This window comes from Streptomyces sp. QH1-20 (assembly GCF_041283565.1).
Classification (GTDB): domain Bacteria; phylum Actinomycetota; class Actinomycetes; order Streptomycetales; family Streptomycetaceae; genus Streptomyces; species Streptomyces syringius.
On sequence record NZ_CP166300.1, the window covers coordinates 62,997 to 83,372 of the forward strand.

General features: G+C 67.8%; 16 protein-coding genes and 4 pseudogenes. 9 read left to right on the forward strand and 11 right to left on the reverse strand.

Annotation, left to right across the window (positions count from 1 at the left end; translation table 11 throughout):
- Positions 1 to 2,044: 2,044 nt before the first annotated feature.
- Positions 2,045 to 2,359 (reverse strand): annotated as a pseudogene (locus AB8O64_RS35660) (transposase); the annotation flags it as partial.
- 569 nt (positions 2,360 to 2,928) lie between these two features.
- Here AB8O64_RS35660 and AB8O64_RS35665 point away from each other — a divergent pair.
- Positions 2,929 to 3,699: a transposase gene (locus AB8O64_RS35665; protein WP_370424125.1), complete on the forward strand. Its 771-nt coding sequence runs from the start codon at positions 2,929 to 2,931 to the stop codon at positions 3,697 to 3,699.
- Between the two features lie 60 nt (positions 3,700 to 3,759).
- Here the strand turns inward: AB8O64_RS35665 and AB8O64_RS35670 are convergent.
- Positions 3,760 to 4,308, reverse strand: a pseudogene (locus AB8O64_RS35670) (transposase family protein); the annotation flags it as partial.
- 914 nt (positions 4,309 to 5,222) lie between these two features.
- On the opposite strand from AB8O64_RS35670, the gene AB8O64_RS35675 reads away from it, so the two are divergent.
- Together AB8O64_RS35675 and AB8O64_RS35680 are read left to right on the forward strand one after the other, a co-directional pair.
- Positions 5,223 to 5,714 (forward strand): ATP-binding protein, encoded by a 492-nt coding sequence (locus tag AB8O64_RS35675; RefSeq protein WP_370424126.1) that lies wholly within the window; start codon positions 5,223 to 5,225, stop codon positions 5,712 to 5,714.
- A gap of 546 nt (positions 5,715 to 6,260) precedes the next feature.
- A complete protein-coding gene (locus AB8O64_RS35680; RefSeq protein WP_370424375.1) occupies positions 6,261 to 6,836 on the forward strand; it encodes an IS630 family transposase in 576 nt (191 codons plus the stop codon).
- A gap of 225 nt (positions 6,837 to 7,061) precedes the next feature.
- Here AB8O64_RS35680 and AB8O64_RS35685 read toward each other — a convergent pair whose 3' ends face one another.
- The 4 genes and pseudogenes from AB8O64_RS35685 to AB8O64_RS35700 form a co-directional block, all read right to left on the reverse strand.
- Positions 7,062 to 8,591, reverse strand: coding sequence for an alpha/beta fold hydrolase (locus AB8O64_RS35685; RefSeq protein ID WP_370424128.1), 1,530 nt, complete (start codon positions 8,589 to 8,591; stop codon positions 7,062 to 7,064).
- A 491-nt stretch (positions 8,592 to 9,082) separates the two neighbouring features.
- Positions 9,083 to 9,217 (reverse strand): hypothetical protein, encoded by a 135-nt coding sequence (locus tag AB8O64_RS35690; RefSeq protein ID WP_370424129.1) that lies wholly within the window; start codon positions 9,215 to 9,217, stop codon positions 9,083 to 9,085.
- Between the two features lie 18 nt (positions 9,218 to 9,235).
- Positions 9,236 to 9,343, reverse strand: a pseudogene (locus AB8O64_RS35695) (hypothetical protein); the annotation flags it as partial.
- A 102-nt stretch (positions 9,344 to 9,445) separates the two neighbouring features.
- Entirely contained in the window at positions 9,446 to 9,646 is a 201-nt protein-coding gene (locus tag AB8O64_RS35700) for a hypothetical protein (RefSeq protein WP_370424130.1), read from the reverse strand.
- Between the two features lie 283 nt (positions 9,647 to 9,929).
- Between AB8O64_RS35700 and AB8O64_RS35705 the strand changes: the two genes are divergently transcribed.
- Positions 9,930 to 10,726, forward strand: a protein-coding gene (locus AB8O64_RS35705; protein WP_370424376.1) for an IS5 family transposase whose coding sequence is annotated in 2 segments (ribosomal slippage) — positions 9,930 to 10,266 and positions 10,266 to 10,726 — 798 coding nt in all. Because the reading frame shifts where the segments join, the coding sequence is not laid out codon by codon here.
- Between the two features lie 8 nt (positions 10,727 to 10,734).
- On the opposite strand, the pseudogene AB8O64_RS35710 reads toward AB8O64_RS35705, so the two are convergent.
- Positions 10,735 to 10,920 (reverse strand): annotated as a pseudogene (locus tag AB8O64_RS35710) (transposase family protein); the annotation flags it as partial.
- Between the two features lie 295 nt (positions 10,921 to 11,215).
- Here AB8O64_RS35710 and AB8O64_RS35715 point away from each other — a divergent pair.
- Positions 11,216 to 11,533, forward strand: coding sequence for a resolvase (locus AB8O64_RS35715; protein WP_370424131.1), 318 nt, complete (start codon positions 11,216 to 11,218; stop codon positions 11,531 to 11,533).
- A gap of 72 nt (positions 11,534 to 11,605) precedes the next feature.
- Here AB8O64_RS35715 and AB8O64_RS35720 read toward each other — a convergent pair whose 3' ends face one another.
- The 3 genes from AB8O64_RS35720 to AB8O64_RS35730 all read right to left on the reverse strand — a co-directional run bounded on the left by AB8O64_RS35720 (position 11,606) and on the right by AB8O64_RS35730 (position 14,413).
- On the reverse strand, positions 11,606 to 12,328 hold the full coding sequence (locus tag AB8O64_RS35720) for a hypothetical protein (RefSeq protein WP_370424132.1): 723 nt from the start codon (positions 12,326 to 12,328) through the stop codon (positions 11,606 to 11,608).
- A 656-nt stretch (positions 12,329 to 12,984) separates the two neighbouring features.
- A complete protein-coding gene (locus tag AB8O64_RS35725; protein WP_370424133.1) occupies positions 12,985 to 13,506 on the reverse strand; it encodes a hypothetical protein in 522 nt (173 codons plus the stop codon).
- A gap of 136 nt (positions 13,507 to 13,642) precedes the next feature.
- On the reverse strand, positions 13,643 to 14,413 hold the full coding sequence (locus tag AB8O64_RS35730) for a transposase (protein ID WP_370424125.1): 771 nt from the start codon (positions 14,411 to 14,413) through the stop codon (positions 13,643 to 13,645).
- A 100-nt stretch (positions 14,414 to 14,513) separates the two neighbouring features.
- Between AB8O64_RS35730 and AB8O64_RS35735 the strand changes: the two genes are divergently transcribed.
- The gene (locus AB8O64_RS35735) at positions 14,514 to 15,698 is read left to right on the forward strand and encodes an IS701 family transposase (protein WP_370424134.1); all 1,185 of its coding nucleotides are present in this window, start codon (positions 14,514 to 14,516) and stop codon (positions 15,696 to 15,698) included.
- A 193-nt stretch (positions 15,699 to 15,891) separates the two neighbouring features.
- On the opposite strand, the gene AB8O64_RS35740 is transcribed toward AB8O64_RS35735, so the two are convergent.
- Positions 15,892 to 16,518, reverse strand: coding sequence for a hypothetical protein (locus AB8O64_RS35740; protein ID WP_370424135.1), 627 nt, complete (start codon positions 16,516 to 16,518; stop codon positions 15,892 to 15,894).
- 790 nt (positions 16,519 to 17,308) lie between these two features.
- Here AB8O64_RS35740 and AB8O64_RS35745 point away from each other — a divergent pair.
- The 3 genes from AB8O64_RS35745 (at position 17,309) to AB8O64_RS35755 (ending at position 20,212) form a co-directional block, all read left to right on the forward strand.
- Positions 17,309 to 18,037 carry a site-specific integrase gene (locus AB8O64_RS35745; protein WP_370424137.1) on the forward strand — a complete coding sequence of 243 codons (729 nt, stop codon included), beginning with the start codon at positions 17,309 to 17,311 and terminating at the stop codon, positions 18,035 to 18,037.
- Positions 18,038 to 18,132: 95 nt separating this feature from the next.
- A complete protein-coding gene (locus tag AB8O64_RS35750; protein ID WP_370424138.1) occupies positions 18,133 to 18,666 on the forward strand; it encodes a DUF6542 domain-containing protein in 534 nt (177 codons plus the stop codon).
- Complete coding sequence (locus tag AB8O64_RS35755) at positions 18,659 to 20,212, forward strand: LCP family protein (RefSeq protein ID WP_370424139.1); 1,554 nt, start codon at positions 18,659 to 18,661, stop codon at positions 20,210 to 20,212. Before AB8O64_RS35750 ends, AB8O64_RS35755 begins: the two co-directional genes overlap by 8 nt.
- Positions 20,213 to 20,376 lie beyond the last annotated feature (164 nt).

The following is a 20,376-nucleotide window of genomic DNA, read 5'->3' on the forward strand; positions in this document are numbered from 1 at the left end:
AACGGGCCAGGCCCATCGCGTCGGGCAGTGGCTGCGGCGGGGTGGTACGGGCCAATTGTTCCAGTCCAAACCACGAGGGGAGGAACAACGAGCATGCCTTCGCCACCCGCACCGAGGCCCGGATCAGGCCTGTGATAGGCCAGCAGAGTCACCGCCGGGGACGCCTCAAAGGCACCCGACCGGCTGGCGGTACAGCCCGTGGAGGCAATCCTCGTGCGGCGCGGGGCGGCCCCCTGCCGTGCCCGAGCAGCGTCCGGGCCGGTCAGCCGCTGAGCGTGGCGAGAGCGATCTCCACCCGGTTCGCCCTGGCAGTCACGACCATGTCCGTGCCAGATGCCGAGAAGCGGAAACGGATCCCCACCTGCTGAAGTTCCGGGATGAGCGCCCTCACCTCAGTCGGCAGGTCATCGACCTTGATCGGGAGCGCCGCAGCGAGGTCCGTGAACAGCAACGGCCCGCCCGAGACCCCCAGTTCCCACTCCGATCCGCTCTTCGAAAAGTCACCACTGAAGACAAGGGGGCCGGCGTCGCCCGTGGTCTTGCCCTTGAGCGCAACGGAGGCCGCCAGGCCAAAGCTGGCCCCCTTGACGTACTCCACGTAGAGAATCATGTCCATGGTGACACCGGCGATCTCAGTGCCCACCGCGAGGCCGAACTGCCACGACTCCCAGCCCCCCGGGCCCGATTCGGCCACGACCGACAACCGGTCGAGTCCCAGCTTCGCGACGAAGTCGGGGAGTTCGAGCTTCTCGACCCACTTCCCCCCGATCCACTCCAGCAGCGGCCCCATGCGGACGCCCGTGACGCTTCCGCGCCGAAGCTTGCGATAGTCGTCATCGACGACGGATTGCAAATCGATGAACACTCCGTCGATTTTGATGCTCGCGTCTATTTCCTTTACCTCCGGAAGGGGCCCCGTCGGCGGGTCGAATCCCTTGGGTGGCATGGGTGGAATCCTGCCCTGTACCTGGCGCAGGGTCCTCCCGGTCTTGTTGCGGCACCATAGAGGGCGACAGTCCAACCGCGAAAACTGTGCGGTGGGGCTCAGCAGATGGTCGCCGGCTGGCAGCATGAACGAATAGTTCGGGGGGATGCGCTCCCACACGTCGTCGCGCACGTCATGGGGGAGGTAGATCCCGTTCTCGACAGACAGCGCGCGGAGGTTCACGAAAAAGAACTCGGTGAAATCCTGGCCGCCTCGAGGTGTTGTGTTCCCGTCCAGGTTCCACTGCGTCGCGCGCTTGAATCTTCTCGCAGCATCTCGCCGTGCGCCATCGGCGATCGCAGCATCAAGGTGCTGCTCGATCCGCTCGTTCGGGTCGTCCGCCCTTCCCGACTTGCGGTCATTGGGCGCATTGTAACTACCGGGGAATCTTTCGGGACCAATGACCAAGTTGCCCGGCGTCCAGCAGATGATGTCGCACAGCGGGGAGAACCCCGGAAGGACCGGCCCGTCGTCGGCGTGGTACACATTTTTCTTCGCCAGCGCCATCAGGACATCCTTGAGCGCCTTGAGGCTCTCCGGAGGCAGAGCCGGGTTGAACGGAAGAGCCCCCACTAGGGAATGAAGATACAAGAAGTAACCATTACTCAAGTATGTAGGAACTTTCGCGGCGTCATCCTTGTAGAACCTCTCGATCATACCGTCCCAGACTTTTTTGATCATCTGCAGTGGGACGATATGATGGCGCGCCATCTCGACGTTCGGGAGTGTCGTCTCGTTCGTGTTCAGATCGTTCTCCCGCCTTGCCTTCATCTGCGCCCTGGCGTCGTCCGTAAGATAGGGGTAGGTGGAGCGTTCCAGGAAGGTGAGGCATGCTTTCGTGCGGGCCATTTTCGTCCTCTCCGAGGGTCCGTGGGAGTGATGTAACGACGGCCACTCGATGATCTCTTCTTTAAGGTTATGCGGTGAGTTCGGCGGGCGGTACGGTCGCGTCCGATTCCGACCCGATCGGGTGCAGGCGGGCCTTGGCGAGAAGGCCGCAGTCCACCTAGCGGCGGGCCTCGGCCCATTCGTCGTTCTGATGTTTGGCCATCGCACTGACCGGGACTTCGACAGCTTGGTAACGCCGAGGGACTCGGCAGGATTCTCGACTCTGCGGATGGACACGCCGAGCAGGTAGGCGGTGGCGACCACCGAGATCAGGGCCTGTTCCGCCCGACGGCGTCGTTCCAGGAGCCAGCGCGGAAAGTAGCTGGCGGAGCGGAGCTTGGGGACGGCGAGTTCGACGGTGCCCACGCGGGCGTCCCACTCGCCTGGGCGGTAGTCGTTGCGCAGGTCGACGCGTTCATCGCTGACCTGCCTGTATTCGGCGTTGCAGAGGGCATCGGCCTCCGCGGGCATGAGCGCGTCGGCGAACGTCTTGACCATTGCGCATAGCAGATCGGACTCGCCGCGGTGAGAGTGTCTTGGGCGAGGGCGTGCAGGGGCAGACCGTCAGGCGCGGTCATCGTGCTGATCTCCTTCGAGGCTTCGACATCTCGAAGATCAGCCGGTGGCCGTTTGTCTATGCGAGCACCATCCCGATGCCAGGGAAAACCCCCGGATCAAGTCAAACCCGTACACCACTTCTCTGGACGCAACCCGCCGCTGGCGGGTCACCGGTCTGCTCGCCGAGCTCCACAACCGTCTCCGTGACCGGGTGCGCGTGAGGGAGGGCCGCGACGTGGACCCGAGTGCAGCGGTCGTGGACTCGCAGTCGGTGCGGGCGATATCACCAGGTCAACGCCGGGATGGGATGGTGGGAAGAACGTGGGTGGGACATCAGCCACCTCCACGAACGTGCCGCGAGCAGACGAACGCCTGGACTCTCCGGCTCCAATCCAAGTTCATGCCCGACCAGCAGAAACCCAGCGACCACATTCGGAATGCGGATGGCTTCTAAACGGTGTCCCGTAAGGCCTGGCCAGGCATGTGATGATCTTGGTGTGGGTGCTGTGGTGACGGCGTCAGAGCCGGGCTGGGTAGGGCTGTTCGCGGGTCTGGGCGAGCGGCAGTTCCGCAGGCTGGTGGGTCTCGTGCGGCGCCGGGGTGGTGGTGCGCCGTCCGGTGGCCGGCCGTGGGGGCTGCCGCTGGAGGACCGGGTACTGCTGGTGGCCGCGTACTGGCGGACGAACCTCACGATGCGGCAGCTCGGCCCGCTGTTCGGGATCTCGAAGTCGGCCGCGGACCGGGTCATCGACCACATCGCTCCGCTCCTTGCCCTGGCACCGGTCCGCCGCCGGCACCCGGCAGGCACAGTGCTGATCGTGGACGGAACCCTGGTCCCCACCCGCGACCGGAGCGTGGCCGCGTCCTCCAAGAACTACCGCTACTCGACGAACCTGCAGGTCATCATCGATGCGAACAGTCGCCTGGTGGTCGCGGTCGGCCGTCCGTTGCCCGGCAGCCGGCACGACGCCCGGGCCTATGGCGAGTCCGGCGTGGACCAGGCGGTGAAGAACGCGCCACTCCTGGGTGACGGTGGCTACCGCGGTACGGCCGCGCTCATTCCGCACTGGCCCCGCCCGAACCGGCCTCTGACTCCTGAGCAGGAAGCGGAGAACACCGTCCATCGCCGGGCCCGGGCCCGCGTCGAACACGCCTTCTCGAGGATGAAGACCTACAAGATCCTCCGCGACTGCCGCCTGCGCGGCGACGGCGTCCACCAGGCCGCACTCGGCATCGCCCGGATACACAACCTCGCTCTGGCAGGCTGAGCCAGGCGGCACACCAACCGAGCCAGCCTGCCCTCAAAGCCCCTTACGGGACACCGTTTAGGGGGTGCGGACGGTTACGCCGGCGCCCTGGTAGGCACGATCGGCCAGGACGAGGATCTGCCGGGTGAGACAGGTCTGCACGATGTCGTGGGCTCTGGACGCGGTCAGGTCGTGGGTCCGGCCGGGCAGTGCCCGGGAGAACCACAGCGGGGTACCGTCCGGGCGGGCGACGACCTGCACATTCATGCCGTGCTTCCGGTGCTTCTGCGAGTAGTACGGCTCGTCCGCCCTGATGCGGTCGGTGGGGATCAGCGTGCCGTCAACGACGACGAAGTCCCCCTCACCCAGACCCACGAGAGCCTCACGGAGGCCGGGAGCCCAGGCCGCGAGGACATCCAGCGTCTCGTCGACGTACCGCCAGGCAGTCGCCTCCGAGACACCGAAGCCAGCTCCCACCTGCGCGAACGTCTCGTTCTTCCGCAGATGCGCCAGCGTCAGCAGGGCCTGCTTGAAACAACTCAGCCTCCGCCACGGTGACTTCAGCTCCTGCCGGCGGGCGTGGATCAGCCACGAGACATGCTCAACGAGCTCATAGGGGACATCGAGCATGGAAGGATACGGAACCAAGCGAGGCTCCTCGGACGAAGCGCGGTGCGTAGAGAACACCAGCGCAACGACCAGGAGCCTCGCCTCGATACCGCCTCTGACCAGCCCCTTTCACCCTCCTGGCGCTTGAAGGGTGAGGCCTGCAGGTCAGGCGGGGTGACGCAGCAGGGCCCCTCGTCGTTGGTGTGGTGACATCACTCATCACACCGGCGTCCGAGAGGCCCTGTTGGTTCCGTATCTTTCCACGCTTGATGTCCCGCACGAGCTCGTCGAACAGGTGGCGTGGCTGATCCACGCCCGCCGGCAGGAGCTGAACTCTCCCTGGCAGAAGCTGGGTTGTTTCAAGCGGGCCCTGCTGGTGCTGGCGCATCTGCGGAAGAACGAGACGTCCGCGCAGGTGGCAGGTGGCTGCCTCCTTCGGCGTCACGGTCAATGGTGCGGGAGGCACCCAGGTTGCAGGCGGCGGGGGACAAGATCACGACTTTGTCGTTGGTTCTGACGATAGGATGACTCATCCGGGCACTCCGTTCTCGACAGGGAAGGCAGGGGCGCCCACTCCCTGGTTTAGCTGTAGCGCCCCGGCCGCGCAGTATCGAAGCGCCATTCGCGTATCCGCCCTGTGGGCGCCGACAAGGCGTTGGCCTGTAAAATACCGCCGCAGCGATCGCTGCGGATGAGCTTTCCGGGTGTCATTCGTTCGGTTCAACGCTCTCGTGGCCAGCGAGTCAAGTAAGGATCTCAACTCGGTCACCGAATGGGTGACAGCGGTGCATGGAGGCAGCGATGCTGGTGCCGCGCAGGCCAACGTCGGAGCGATGCCAACAACGCCAGCCCCATCACCCCCGCGAGGTCAGGCTGAAGAAGCTTAATGGGACTAAGGTCCTGAAAAGTCGAGGCTGCGGTCAGCTCTATGGCCGATGCCTGCAAGGCGGACAGGGCGGTGCAATGGAATACCCCGAGACCGTGGCAGAGGATTCAGCTGCAGCTCGGCAAAGCCCCGCCCCCGTCTGAGAGGCCGAAGCAGCCCCGTGCTCGTCATCGACTCCCACGAAGCGACCGTTGCAAAAGCCCGCCGCGCTGCCGCCGACTACGTGCGACGCTTGTGCCCGTGGGCCGACTGTGATGCCGTAACGCTGGTAATCAGTGAGCTGGTCGGCAACGCCGTACGCCACACCACCCAGGGGTACTGGCGCCTGTGTCTCAGCAGGGACGTCGGCCTACTGATCGCCGACGTACAGGACACCAGCTGCGCCCGGCCGGCACCCCGGCGACCGGACCTCGCCGAAGGCGGTGGCATGGGTTGGCACATAGTGGCAGAGCTCACGTCCAAACTCACCGTCCACCCCGGCCCAGACGGCAAGACCGTCCGAGCCGAATGGCGCGCGCGTGAAGGGTCTGGTACGAATTGAGGGTGAGCGCAGGTGGGGCTTTGAGTCATGCCCTTCGGCGTACGGGACGCCGTCCCGTACGACCTCGAGGCGCGGGAGCAGTCCCTCGTCCTGCAGCTCGATCAGCCACCGCCCCACCTGTGGCGACGGATTCTTCCGATGCCTGCAGAGCCGCACTCTCCAGGAGCATCGCGGCGCGTACGGCCTGGGCCTGCGGAGTGTGGTCGTCAGACAGCTCGTGGATGGTGCGGGTGCGCAGGCCGACGGCTTGCTGGTGGCGGCTGGCATGCCTCATGGCCACCGACAGGACGCGTGTGGCCTCCCCCCCAGCGGCGCGGGCTCGCCGGACGCCCGGGTGGCGAGCAGGGCACGGTCGGCGGCCACCCACGATTCCTCGGAGCGCAGTTTAGTCGGGCATGAGTCGTCCTGGTCCGAAGATTCCGCCGTTGTCGGTCTACTGATGCCCAGCGGGCTGTGCTGGATGGCTGGTTACGCCGCTGGACGACGGCACAGGCTCTGTCCCAGCGGTCGCGGGTCGTGCTGGAGTGCGCCGAGGGTCACTCGATGATGGAGGTTTCCCGTCGGCTGCGGATCGCGCCGGACATGGTCCGCACCTGGCGGCGCCGCTTCATCGAACGAGGCCTGGACGGCTTGTGCGACGACCCGCGGCCCGGCGTCCCGCGGAAGATCACCGACGTGGATGTCGAGCGGGTGATCGTCACAACGCTGGAGGAGACGCCGAAGAACGCGACGCATTGGTCGACGAGGTCGATGGCCGCCGCGACGGGAATGTCGCAGTCGACGGTCTCCAGGACCTGGCGGGCGTTCGCACTGGCACCGCACCGGTCACAGATGTTCAAGCTGTCCACGGACCCGCTGTTCATCGACAAAGTCCGCGACGTCGTCGGTCTCTACCTGGACCCGCCGGAGAAGGCTTTGGTCCTCTGCGTGGACGAGAAGTCGCAGAATCCAGGCCCTGGACCGGTCCCAGCCGGTCCTGCCGATGATGCCCGGTGTCCCCGAACGCCACAGCCCGGCACCAGTTACCCGGGTGCCGTCTCCACTGGTCCCGCTGGCGGCGCCGCCACCAGGCCATCGCCCGTCACTACCACTACCAGCACCGCACGCACCCCGATCGGGTGAGTCACGAACCACCGCCACCCTGACGGCTCATCAGCCAAATACCCTTCAAAGGAGGCCCCTGACCAGGGCATATGGAGAACCGCCACTGGAGTACTAGGGCGAAACCCTGGGCAGTTCAGGCGGGAGTGTGGGGCCGCCACCGCCGCTGACGCGGACGGAGGACGAAGAGCCGCGGAGGTCGCGGAGGCCGGGGCGGTCGTCCGGCCGCCCCGGCCTCCGCGATCGTCACCGCGCGCCGACAGTACTGGGATTGAGGCGGTCCATGTAGGCCACCACCTTGCGCAGGGTGTCCGGGTCGGTCATGCCGTTGCCATGACCGACCTTGTCCGTGACGACGTGCACGGCCTTCTTCCCCAACTGCGCCGCCACCTTGGTGGCCCACGCGGCGGGCGTGGACGAGTCGTGGGTGTTGCTCAGCAGCATCACCTGGTTGGCGCCGCGCGTGGTGACCGGCAGGGAGGAGCCCTTGGCGGGCTTGGGGCCCGCCAGGCATGTGGACGTGTACAGGCTGGAATTGGCGGAGTACCCGGTCACCGGGGCGACCGCGCGGGTGGCGGCGAGGTCACGGCGGGCCTGGTTGGCGTTGGGGACGGCCATGTCGAAGTCCGAGCAGACGATCGGATCGGCGTAGGGGAACGTCTCCGGTATCTCCTTCCCGGCCTGCGCCTGGCCCTGGGTAGTGGTCTCGCCCTGTCCGCGGCCCCCTCCCCCCGGGAACTCGGGGAGCGGGTTGCGGCCCTCGGAGAGCGCGAGCAGCCCTTGGGCCGCCTCCTCGAAGCCCTTGATTCCTGCCGTCGCATCGACGTACTGGCTGACACTCACCGCCGTCCACGGCCGTCCCATGAAGTCCCCGCCCGGGATGCGGCCCGCGTCGGCGTTGCGCTGGGCTGCGCGGAAGACAGCGGCCACGTCCTTGCCGTGGAGCGCGCAGCCAGTGTCCCCGGCGCACCAGGCCCGGAAGCGGTCGAAGACCGCCTCCGTACCGGCCGCCGCGGTGGTGATGAACTCCCGGCGGCTCTGCGCGGGGTTCATCACACCTTCCAGGACCGCGCCGTTGACGTGCTCCCCGAACAGTCCGAGATAGCGCTCGGCCAACAGGGTGCCGTAGGACATCCCGTAGAGGTTGACCTTGTCGAGCTTCAGCGCCTTGCGGAGCGCTTCCGCGTCGCGGGCTGTGCTGTAGGCGTCCAGGTGCTCATCGAGGCGCCGGTCAGCGGTGGTACAGCCTGCCCAGAACGCCTTCTGGTTATGGCGCAGCGCGTTGAACGCGGCGGTGTCCGTCGGCGGGACGAACGGGATCTTCCCCACCTTGTCCGTCGGGCACGTCAGCGGGGCGCTCTCCCCCACTCCGCGCGGGTCGAAGGAGACCAGGTCGTACGCGGGGAGGGCTTCGCGCAGCGAGGCGAAGGCGATGTCACCGTTCTCGCCGGGGCCGCTGGGGAAATTGAGGATGGTTCCCTTGACAGGCTTGGCGCCCTTCGCCTCCTGGGCCGTCTCGCTGCCCGCGTCGCTGTCTGACGCCTTCAGCCGGAACACGCGCAGGTCGACCGTGCCGGACTTCGGCTTGGACCAGTCGACGGGTACGGTCAGCGTCCCGCACTCGGCGCCTTTCGTTATGTCCTCCCGGGCGCACTGGCCCCACTTGACGTCCGCCGCGACGGGCGCTGGAGCCTTCGGCGCGGCGATGGCAGCGGACGGCGCCCCGAGGGCGGAAAGGGCACCCATGGCGGCGAGGGCCGTGATCTTGGCCGACATATGCGGTTTTCTCCTAGGATCTGCACGGACGAACGTGACATTCCGATCCTCACTGCCTGTCGGGCCCGCCGCGTCCCTCCAGCGGACCACCTCATGTACCTCCGTAGTCGTACACACCCCCTACATATCCCTCAGGACTTTCGCCCCGGGCCGCCCGGCGGCCTCGCCCAGATTTGATTCCACTGGATGAGTCCCGCGACGCCGGAACTACAGCTGCCGTGATGCGGCGCGCGAGTGCCGTACCGGCTTCGGTATGCGGATGCGGGCGTGCTCACCATGGTGATGCTGGATTCGCGGTGGCAGGACCGCTACTCATTCCTTCGCGACGCCGCGTGTGGTGTCGAAATTCCACGGGTCGCATGGTGCGGGTGTGCACAAGGCCGACGGGGTCAATCAGGGGATGCGGCCGGCCGCGGGAGCGAGGGGCCAGAAAGAGCGCGACCACGCGCCGGTCGTGGTCTCCTGTCTGCTCACCCGGCCTCCCCGGTCTGTCACAGGCACCGGATGTGCCCGTCGCGCAGTCCGTGGAACACCAGGGTGAGCAGCTTGCGGGCTGCGGCGGTCCTGCCGATGTTGCGGGTGGCGCTGCCGCGGCGTTCGATGATGCGGTCGCGGATCTCGCGCATCCCGTCGACGCTGGCCGAGGACCGCTGGACGGCCTCGATCGCGGCCAGCCGCAGCAGCCGGGAGCCTTGTTTGGTGATCCGGCCGCGGGAGACCTTGCCATCGGACTCGCGGTGTCGCGAGGTCAGTCCGGCTCACAAGCACAACTGTTCCGGGCGTCAGAACCTGGTGACGTCGCCGATCTCGGCGGCTAACACCGCCGCCAGCACCGGACCGGCCTCGGGGGTGGCCTACACCGCGTGGTGGCCGGCGTCCCCGGCCAGGGCATCGGCGATCTGCCCGTCCAGGCCCGTGACCTCCGCGTCGAGCAGGTCGATGATCCGGCGCAGCGAGTCGACGCGGGTGCGATACGGCACCTCGAGCCGCAGGACGTCCAGCAGTGCGGTTCCCGCGAGCCGAACAGGTCGCTCATCTCCACCTGGGTGGCGCACTTGGGCAGTACGGCGTGCACGTGGTTCTTGCAGCCGGTCCGTATCCTGATGAGGTGGTGGCGGTAGCGCTGGCGGGCCTCGCCATGCGACATCGTGCTCGTCAGCCCAGTTCATGGACGCCACGTCTTTACCCGACCGGAAGCGAAGCCCTCTCTACAGCAGCCAACCTCACCTGATCCCGTCGTGAGGCTGTTCGCCCGGAAGGACCGCAGGGGCGTTCCAAAGCCCTTTGAGGTTAGAGATCATCTCATTTGGATTTGCCCGGTAGTCTGTCTGGGTGTTGATGGTGGAGCGGTTGGTGCCGGACGGGTTGTGGGAGTTGTTCCAGCGGGTGGTGCCGGAGGCGCCGACTCGGCCGCAGGGCGGCGGCCGTCGTCGGTACGGGGACCGGGAGGTGCTCGCGGCGATCATCTTCGTGGCGACCACGGGGTGTACGTGGTCGCAGGTCCCGCCGGTGTTCGGGCCGTCCGGGGCGACAGCCCACCGTCGGTTCATGGAGTGGAGCCGGCTGCGGGTGTGGGCCAAGCTGCACCGCCTGGTGCTCGATGAGCTCGGGGCCCGGGGCGAGCTGGACTGGTCGCGGTGCGCGATCGACTCGGTGAACATGCGAGCCCTGAAAAAGGGGACCTGACAGGTCCGAATCCTGTGGATCGGGGCAAGTACGGCTCGAAGATCCACTTGATCACTGAGCGGACCGGCCTGCCTCTTTCGATCGGCATCTCCGGCGCGAACCTCCACGACAGCCAGGCGCTTGAGCCGCTCGTCCGCGGCATACCCCCGATCCGGTCCCGCCGCGGCCCCCGCCGACGTCGCCCCGCCAAACTGCATGCCGACAAGGCTTACGACAACCGCCACCTGCGGCAATGGCTCCGTTCCCGGCACATCACGCCCCGGATCGCCCGCAAGGGCATCGAGTCCTCCGAGCGGCTCGGGCGCCACCGCTGGACCATCGAACGCACGATGGCCTGGCTCGCCGGATGCCGCCGACTCCACCGCCGCTACGAACGCAAAGCCCTCCACTTCCTCGCCTTCACCAGCATCGCCTGCACCCTCATCTGCTACCGCAGACACACCAAATGAGATGATCTCTTATGGAACCGCTTGCGGGGCTGCAGTGCGAGCAGCGGCCCGAGATGGTCGATGATCCGGTCGGCGGCAGACTTGGAGATGCCGAACAGCGGGGCAAGCTGGCGCATCGTCAAGTTCGTGCGCCAGTACGCCGTGACCAGCAGCACGCGGTCCTCCAGCGGCAGGCTCCATGGCCGTCCGCACCGTGATCACACCAGCCACACCAAGATCATCTCACCGCAACCGGCGGTTACGGGACAACCCTTAGTGTTGTCAAAAAAGCTGCAGGTACACGAGCTAGCAGTTGTTCTGGCAAGTTAGGCAAGTTCCCCCTGTGACCGTCTGCTCCAGACAGGGGGCGTGTTCGCGGGTGAGAGCGGCGATGGAGCGGCCTTTCAGGTACGCGGTGTTCGGCACGACACGTCCAACGCCCACTGAAAGCCGCAGCACCACCCACCCGACGTCAGCCGCGGTGCGATTCGCACGGCCGTCGCCGGCCTTATGCTGGACCACACCGCGATCGAAGAGAACGCTCCGGCCTCGGAGCTGACGGTCACCCTCGACGTGCCGGGCCAGGGCGCCGACTTCCTGCGTGCCAGGGAGCTGGAGGCCGCAGAGCGGGCCGTGCTCGACCAGGGGGTGACCGTACGGCGCGGGCAGGGCTATCTCCTGCGCGTCTCCGCCGTCCCCGCTGTCCACCGTGGTGGGCTCCTGGCCCGTTGCCAGCGGCTCGGCGGCAGCCAGGGCGTCCCCGCAGTCCCGGTCCGGCGCAAGGCCCGCCGCGAGTACGAGAACCGGGGCGGCACCCTCACGCCCTGACCGTGATCTTTCTCGGTGCCGATGGCTGTACTGATGTTCCAACTGCCGCCAGTTGCCGCGGGGGTCCCTGGGTCAGTTTTCGCAGTTGATGCGCGTGTTCCCCACCAGGGGGGTCACGGTGCAGGTGTCGGTGCCGCCGCCGCCGTCGAGGGTGTTACTTTCACTTACGTTTTGGGGGGTGACGGTGATGGTGTCGTTTCCAGCACCGCCGAGGTAGGTGCAGTAGATGGAGGAGAGATCACCGGTGACGGTGATGGTGTCGGCGCCGTCGTCGCCCTGCACCCTCGCGCCGTGACAAAACGGCGCCAGCCCCACTTCCGAAGAGATCCTGATCTGGTCGTTGCCGGGGCCGCCGGTGACGACGGCGGGAACGAGGACGATGGCGCCCGACAAGGTTCCAAGCTCGGCTTGGTCGTTGCCGCTCCCGAGGTCGAGACGGCCGAAGATCTGGCTGGTTACGACCCTGTCGTCGCCGTCGCCGGTGTTGATCCTGCCGTAGAGCCCCCCCTCGGGGTTCTGGACGATGTCGGAACCGGTGCCGGTGTTGATGGTGCCGCCGGCCCTTCCGCTGACGGTGACGGTGTCGTCGCCGGCGCCGGTGTTGATGCTCTGTCCGGCCAGCAGGAATGGGCAGGTGACGGTGTCGTTGCCGGGGGTTTCGGTGCCGGTGCACTGGAGGGGCAGGGCGGCTGCGGGGGCGGCGCTGAGGGCGGTCAGCCCGAGGGCGGTCAGCCCGAGGGCGGCGGCGGTGGCCAGAGTGCGGCGGATGTGGCAGGGCCTGCGGGGGACGTGCATGGAGATACTCCTGTCGTGAACTTTTGTTGTTGTGTCTGGCCGGGGTTGGGCCGGGCTGGGGGCGCGGGCGAAGTGCCCGGCCTGTGGGGAGGGGCAGCACGCCCGCTGCAGACGCGCGCCAAAGAGACGATGGGCCGAGGGGATGGAGGGGGGTGAGGGTACAGGGTCGCGGGCCCGCGACCGGGCGGCCGCCAGGCCAGGGCCGCTGTCCGCTGGTACCGGGGGAGGGTGCGGGCCCGGCGTGTGCGGCGGGCGCCGGGGACCGTCCTGCCCTCTTGGAGGGAGCGCTGTATATGTGGAGGGGGCACCGGTGGAAAGGGTGTCCTGTGCCCGCTCGGGCATCCTTTCTTTCCAGACCTTCCGGCGGCCGGGGCCAGGAGGGGCCGGGTGCCGGGCCTTTCATCAGGGGCTGTGCACTCCCGGGCCGGGAATGCCGTTGTCGTATGCAGCGCATTTCCCGCTGCCGGCCCCACGTCAAACGCCCTGTGAGGCCAGAGGCATCAGGTGGGGCCTGCGGGGATCCGAGTTCACCCGGACGGCGTAATGTCGCTGTTTTCCCGAGGCCACACTGCACAGATACCCGGCAACACTCCCATGCGGCGCACTGCCTGAAAGGGTGGTCGCCCAGTCCGTAGGCACGCGGCTGGCTCGCCGCCTCAGCGGGCCAGGAGGACGGCGGCTCGCTGGGAGAGTTCGCGGGCTTCGGGCACGTTCTCGTACCGGGTGAGGCGGACTTGGAGGTCTTCGGCGGCGTCGCGGACCTTGATGGACTGGACGCCTTCGGCGCAGTCCAGGAACTCGATCCAGACGGCGAGGGCGCCGTCGAGGTCGCCTTCGCGCAGATGGATGCCGCCGAGGTCGCCCAGGACGCTGGCGCGGGTGCGGCGGCGGTCGAGGCCGTAGGTTTCCAGGGCCTGGTGCAGGTGCTCGCGGGCCGCGGGGAGGGCGCCCATCTTCGCGAGGATCATCCCCGACGCGTACGCCCAGCGGCCGATGGTGAAGTGGGAAGCCCAGGACTGCCCGGTGGGGGCGGTGGCGGTGCGTTCGATCTGGGTCTGGGAGGCGGCGAGCGATTTGCCGGCCAGGCGGTGGTCACCGTCGAGGGCGGCGGCGTCGGCCAGGGTGGACTGGTAGTAGGCGACCGCATGCGGGTCAGTGAGGTCCTTGGCGTAGGTCATGCACTTCTCGGCCAGGGCGGTGGCGGCCAGTTCCGGTTCTTTGGCTTCGTTGGCCAGGCGCCAGGCGTGTGCGTAGTAAACGGTGTCCCGTAAGGGGCTTTGAGGGCAGGCTGGCTCGGTTGGTGTGCCGCCTGGCTCAGCCTGCCAGAGCGAGGTTGTGTATCCGGGCGATGCCGAGTGCGGCCTGGTGGACGCCGTCGCCGCGCAGGCGGCAGTCGCGGAGGATCTTGTAGGTCTTCATCCTCGAGAAGGCGTGTTCGACGCGGGCCCGGGCCCGGCGATGGACGGTGTTCTCCGCTTCCTGCTCAGGAGTCAGAGGCCGGTTCGGGCGGGGCCAGTGCGGAATGAGCGCGGCCGTACCGCGGTAGCCACCGTCACCCAGGAGTGGCGCGTTCTTCACCGCCTGGTCCACGCCGGACTCGCCATAGGCCCGGGCGTCGTGCCGGCTGCCGGGCAACGGACGGCCGACCGCGACCACCAGGCGACTGTTCGCATCGATGATGACCTGCAGGTTCGTCGAGTAGCGGTAGTTCTTGGAGGACGCGGCCACGCTCCGGTCGCGGGTGGGGACCAGGGTTCCGTCCACGATCAGCACTGTGCCTGCCGGGTGCCGGCGGCGGACCGGTGCCAGGGCAAGGAGCGGAGCGATGTGGTCGATGACCCGGTCCGCGGCCGACTTCGAGATCCCGAACAGCGGGCCGAGCTGCCGCATCGTGAGGTTCGTCCGCCAGTACGCGGCCACCAGCAGTACCCGGTCCTCCAGCGGCAGCCCCCACGGCCGGCCACCGGACGGCGCACCACCACCCCGGCGCCGCACGAGACCCACCAGCCTGCGGAACTGCCGCTCGCCCAGACCCGCGAACAGCCCTACCCAGCCCGGCTCTGACGCCGTCACCACAGCACCCACACCAAGATCATCACATGCCTGGCCAGGCCTTACGGGACACCGTTTAGTACTGCAACGGTCTTTTCTGTGACGGGTGGGCAGGTCGGTCGTTGGTGTGGTTATGGGTGGGGTCATTGCTGATGTCGGATTGTGGGCTGGGGAACTGAGTGCGGTGCACGGGCGGTTCGTGCACCGGTTCAACCGGGAGGAGCCGCGGCAGTCGGCGCTTTCCTATCTGCGGGGGCTGATTGCTCCGCTGGAGCGGAAGAACGGCTGGACGCTCGCGGAGGAGGCCGGGCACGCGGGACCTGACCGCATCCACCGGCTGCTGAACCGGATCGAGTGGGACGCCGACGAGGTCCTGGACGACGTGCGTGAGTATGTCCTTGGCCACCTCGGGGACCGGGATGCCGTTCTGATCATCGATGACACGGGATTCCTCAAGAAGGGCACCCGCTCGGCGGGGGTGCAACGGCAGTACTCCGGCACCGCCGGACGCACGGAGAACAGCCAGATCGGCGTGTTCCTCGCCTATGCCACCCACCGCGGGCGCACGTTGATCGACCGGCGCTTGTATCTGCCCACGTCATGGACAGATGACCGGAGCAGGTGCCGGCAGGCCGGCATCGACGACAGCGTCGTCTTCGCCACGAAGGTGGCCATGGCTCGCGCGATGGTCCGGCGGGCGATCGCGGACAAGATCCCGTTCGGATGGGTGACGGCGGATGCCGCCTACGGCTACAGCAAGGGCTGGCGCTTCGAGCTGGAACAGGCCGATGTCTTCCATGTCATGGCCACCACCCGGCACGACACCGTCGTCACCCGCTGGTCCATCGACCACCCCGTCCACGGCCTGTTCCCCAGCCTGCCGCGGCAGATGTGGAAGCGTCGTTCGTGCGGCCAGGGCGCACACGGTCCGCGGGTCTATGACTGGGCCCGCGTCGAGGTGCGGCCCTGGCACCGTGAGGACCGTCGGCACTGGGTCATCGCCCGCCGCAGCGTCCGACGGCCCGAAGAGATCTCCTACTACATCGCCTACTGCCCCGCCGACACCACGCTCGACGAGCTGATCTCGGTCGCGGGCAGCCGGTGGGCCGTGGAGGAGTGCTTCCAGAGCGCGAAGCAGGAGTGCGGCCTGGACGACTACCAGGTCCGCCGCTACCCCGGCTGGCACCGCCACATGACCCTGGCCATGGCCGCCCACGCCGCCCTGACCGTCCTGCGGGCCCGCCAACTGGATGCGGAGAAAGCAGAAACGGATCCTCCGGGCTCATCCACCTCAGCCTCGCCGAGATCAGACGCCTGACCCACCGCCTCACCCACCGCCGGCCCGCATCCGTCGAGTACATCCTGCACTGGTCCCACTGGCGCCGGAAAAGGCAGTACCAGGCCCGCCTCAGCCACTACAAACGACGCGGCCACACCCCACCCGAAACTACCCACCCGTCACAGCAAGCACCGTTGCAGTACTAGGCCCGGACGGCGCGTAAGGCTCTGGGCTAGGAGCGCGGTTGGGGTATGGGGATCCTCCTCTCCGCCCGGTCGTTGGGGCAGGGGTCGGTAGTCATGGGGTCCACGGGGACGGGTGGGGCGAACCATTGGTCCCAGCAGAAGGAGAACGCGCAGTCGACCCGGGTCTGGTGGCGTTTGATGGCGCGGGTGGAACGGACCTGGAAGTCGGCCCAGCCGAGTTCACCCTTGATCTGTTTGTAGCTCTGCTCGATCCAGGGTCGTAGTCCGTAGAGGCGGACGATCTGTGCGAGGCCGGTGGGCGGGTGCGGGCTGGTGGTGGCGTGGGGTGCGTTGGGGTGGGGCAGGTTGGTGGCGAGATACCAGGTGGCCTTGGGTGGCGGGGTGGCCGGGTCGGTGGTGGCCACGACCAGTCGCACCCGGCTGTGGGGTCCCCAGCCGCTCAGGCGGGCGTCGGCGACCCACCAGGTCTCGATGTGCCCGTCATGGAAGTGGCGCTCGACGGGTGTCCAGTTGCCGGGGTGTTCGGCATCGTGCCAGGCCAGGGTGTGGGCGGCGTCGAGGGGAGTGTGCGGCTGGTCGGCGGGGGTCCAGGTGTCGCGGTGGGGCTTGAGGTGGACCACGTAGGGCAGGCGGGCCTCGCGCCTCGCTGACACTGTAGGCGCAGTCGGCGACCACCGCCCGGCAGGCGAAGCCCGCCTCCTTGCCCTGGGTCGCGAGAGCCGCAGCGATCTGCGGTTTGGTGCGGAAGGCGGGATCACGCGGGCCGCGCGGGAAGTGGTGGGCGGGGGTGTAGGGCTGGGTGTGCCGCGGGTGGTAGACACGCCCGTCGGTCCACAGCGTGGTCACGGTGACCACGTCATTGTCGCTCTTGCCGTACCGTCCCAGCTACTGTCGGCCTACGGCCGCGGTGGCTGTGCCGTCCTTGCGGTCCCCTAAATCGTCGATCACGATGACCCCGTCCGCGTGCGGAGCGGTCTTCGGCTACTCGCGCAGCAACTCCAGCCGTCTGGCGTTGACCTGCCCGACGTCCCAGGGGGACTCGGAAAGGAAGAACTGCAGGCGCTGCACCGCGGGATCACGCGCACCCACCACCGGTTCCGCGCCGGCCAGGCAGGTCACTGTCTTGTTCCGGTCCCGTGGCGCCAGCAGCCCCGTCAGATACTCGCGCAATCCCGGCGCTGGGCCAGGGAGGCCAACAGGTCATCGAAACACGCGGCGTAGTCCTCCAGCGGCCCCGGCACCGGCGGACACGGACGACGAGGGGGCATCACCACCCCCCACCATCCGGACTACCGCTACCCCGCACCCACGTCAACGAACTACCGGTATCTTGAGCCCGCACGAGCGCGTCCTTCATGTGCGTGGAGCACGCTGCAGTTCCCCCAACTCCCGTGGCGGATGCGGTTATCTGCCGCCGTCCAACATGGAAGGGGCGGAGGCGTGATGGGCGTACAGAAGGTGCCCACACCTGGGTCCACGACGGAGTCGTGGACGCTGCTGGGGGATGATCTACGGCCGGTTGATCCAGTCGAGTCGTTCCTGGTCTACCTGACGGCGATCGAGCGGTCGCTGAACACCATCAAGACGTACGCCCATGACCCCAAGGACTGGTGGACCTACCTCGACGGCCGCAGCCTCGACTGGAAGGCCGTTGCTCGGGAGGGGGTGGCAGCCTTCGTGGCCTGGCTGCTGCTGCCGCCCCTGGCCCGGAACGGGGCGGTGGCGGTGCTGCCGACGGTCGAACACCACTGCGCGGCCTCCAGCGTGAACCGCAAGCTCACGGCGGTCAGCACGTTCTACGAGTTCCACGCCCGCAGCGGCATCGAGGTCGCCGATCTGCTGGTGACGATGCGTCCGGCCGGGTGGCACCGCTCGTCGGCCACCTCCTGCAAGCCGTTCCTGCAGCACATCGCCTCCCGCAAGCCCGAGCGGACCCGGACCATCAAGCTCAAGTCCGGCCGGAAGCGTCCCCGCGTCCTGATCGCCGCCCAAGCCCAGAGGATCATGGACGGCTGCGAACGCCTGTCGGGGCGCCGACGAATCCTAACTCCCTTGTGGGCAGGTCATTGTAGCTGCTCCGGCGCCGTCGACGCGCTGAGCTCCAGGCTCTTCGCGGCTGGCCGCAGGGCTTTGCCCAGCAGGTATGGAAAATTCTTATATTTGCGCAAATAAGCATCGGAAAGTACGTTCGGTTGTCGTTCATGAAGCAAGTGCCGCAGCGCCTGGGTGGGAGGGCGGGCACGATAGCCGGGCAAGAGGTGTGAGGGATGACTGACATATGGGGTCAGCAGGCCGAGTCCGGCTGCGCCCGCCGGGTGAACCCGCATGCGGACCACACCAGGCCCTACGAGCTCCGGGTGCCCCAGCATCGCCGAGGCGCCACGGAAGCGCGGCCCACACGGACAGGCGGGCCGACCTCCCCGCCCAGCCGTCACCGGAGCGGCCGCCCGAGCCTGGCCGTGCTGCCGCTGGTCGCAGGGCCGTTGTTCGGCGCGCTGGTGTCCGACGGGCAAGGGCCGCTCTTCGTGGTCTGTGCCGCCGCCGGTGCGGCCGGGGCCACCTGGCTCAGCAGCCGGGCCGGTGCCTGGTGGACAGTGACGGCGGCGCCGGTGGTGGTCTTGCTGGTCGCCATGAGCGTGCGGGTGGCCCTCGGCTCGGACACCTCGACCGGCGCGGCCCTCGCCACGGGCGCCCTGAAGTGGTCGGCAAACGCCTTCATCGCGATGCTGGCCGCCCTCGCAGCGGCGCTCGCCGTGCCCCTTGTCCGGCGGACGCGGGGGAAGGGGAAGCACCATGGGTGAGCGCGGAGCAGGCAGGAGCCGGGCCGAGCGGCGTCGGGGCGCCAGGCCGTCGCGCCTGACCGTCCTGGGGCGTACGGCGGCGACCGGGGTGTGCTGCCTGTCGCTGGTCGGCGGCGGGGCGTCCTGGTTCACCTACCAGTCGCTAGTAAACGGTGCATCCACCTCGGATGCCTTGTCGCGCACGCAGAAGAACGGTCCGCCGAAGCTGGACAACTCCGTCAACCTGCTGCTGATCGGGCTCGACAGCCGCAAGGACATGGACGGCAACGACCTACCGCCCGAGGTCGTCAGTCAGGAACTGCACGCGGGCGCGTCCAGCAAGGTCGGCGGCTACAACACCAACAGCCTCATCCTCATGCACATCCCGCCCGGCGGCAAGGCCAAGGCGCAGGCCGTTTCCATCCCCCGCGACGACTACGTGATGACATACAACGGGGACGGCTCGCGGCAGGGCATGCACAAGGTTAAGGAGGCGTACGGGATCGCCAAGAGCGCTGCTGAAGCCGGGCTCAAGGCGAAGGGGTTCAAGGGAGCTGCCCTGGAGCAGCAGAGCCGTGAGGCGGGCCGTGAGGCCACCCTCGCCACCGTGCAGAAATTCCTGGACGTGCACATCGACCACTTCGCCGAGGTCAACCTGATCGGCTTCTATGACGTGGCGAAGGCGATCGGCCCGATCGACGTATGCCTCAAGAAGGCCACCAAGGACCCCGCTATGAAGGGGCAGGGATCGGGCGCCGACTTCCACAAGGGCATCAACACCCTGGCCACCCCCGCCCAGGCCCTCGCCTTCGTGCGCCAGCGGCACAACCTGACCAACGGCGACTTCGACCGCACCCACCGCCAGCAGGCGTTCATCACCTCCGCCATGATCGCCCTGAAGAAGAAGGGCATCATCAGCGATCTCGGCAAGGTACGCAGGCTGCTGGAGGTGGTGAAGAAGGACATCGTCATCGACGACCAATGGAACCTGCTCGACTTCGCCCAGCAGGCGCCCAACCTCACCGGTGGCAACGTCGTCTACAACACCCTGCCGGTCAAGGCCCTGACGGACGTCAATGTTCCCGGCGAAGGCAAGCAATCCGTCAACGAGGTCGACGTCGAACAGGTCCGCAAGACCGTCAAGGCCCTCTTTAACAACAAGGGATCCGACTCCTCGCCGAAGCCCTCGGCCACACCAGAGAAGCCCGCCCCCGCGACTGTCGACGTCTACAACGCCTCCGGCCTGTCCGGCAGGGCGGAGGCCACCGCCAAGTCGCTGGTGGCAGCCGGCTACGCCAAGGGTGCGGTGGGCACGCGCGCCAAGGGCGGCAAGACCCAGGTGCTGTACGGAACCGGCGCGGACAAGGCGGGCGAACAGATCGCTGCGAAGCTCAACGCCGGTAGGGCGACGGCGAGTTCGATGATCCCGGCCGGGCACGTCCAGGTGATCCTCGGCACCGGATTCACCCCGCCCACCACCGGCCCCACGCCAGCGCCCTCGTCCAGCCCCCGACTGGTCTTCCAGGGCCCGGAGGTCGACGGAGGCGGCATTCCCTGCGTCGACTGAAGCGGTGAGGGGTGGAGGGGACCCGCCCCGCCCTTGGAGTCGGGGGTGTGAGATCGGCCGCAGTCGCGGGCCTGGGTGTGGCGGTCGCACCCCCGGACGTGCGTGGACGGCGCCTCGAGCGCGGGCACGCACCCCGCAAATGCCGGGCCGAGCCCGCGTGAGCG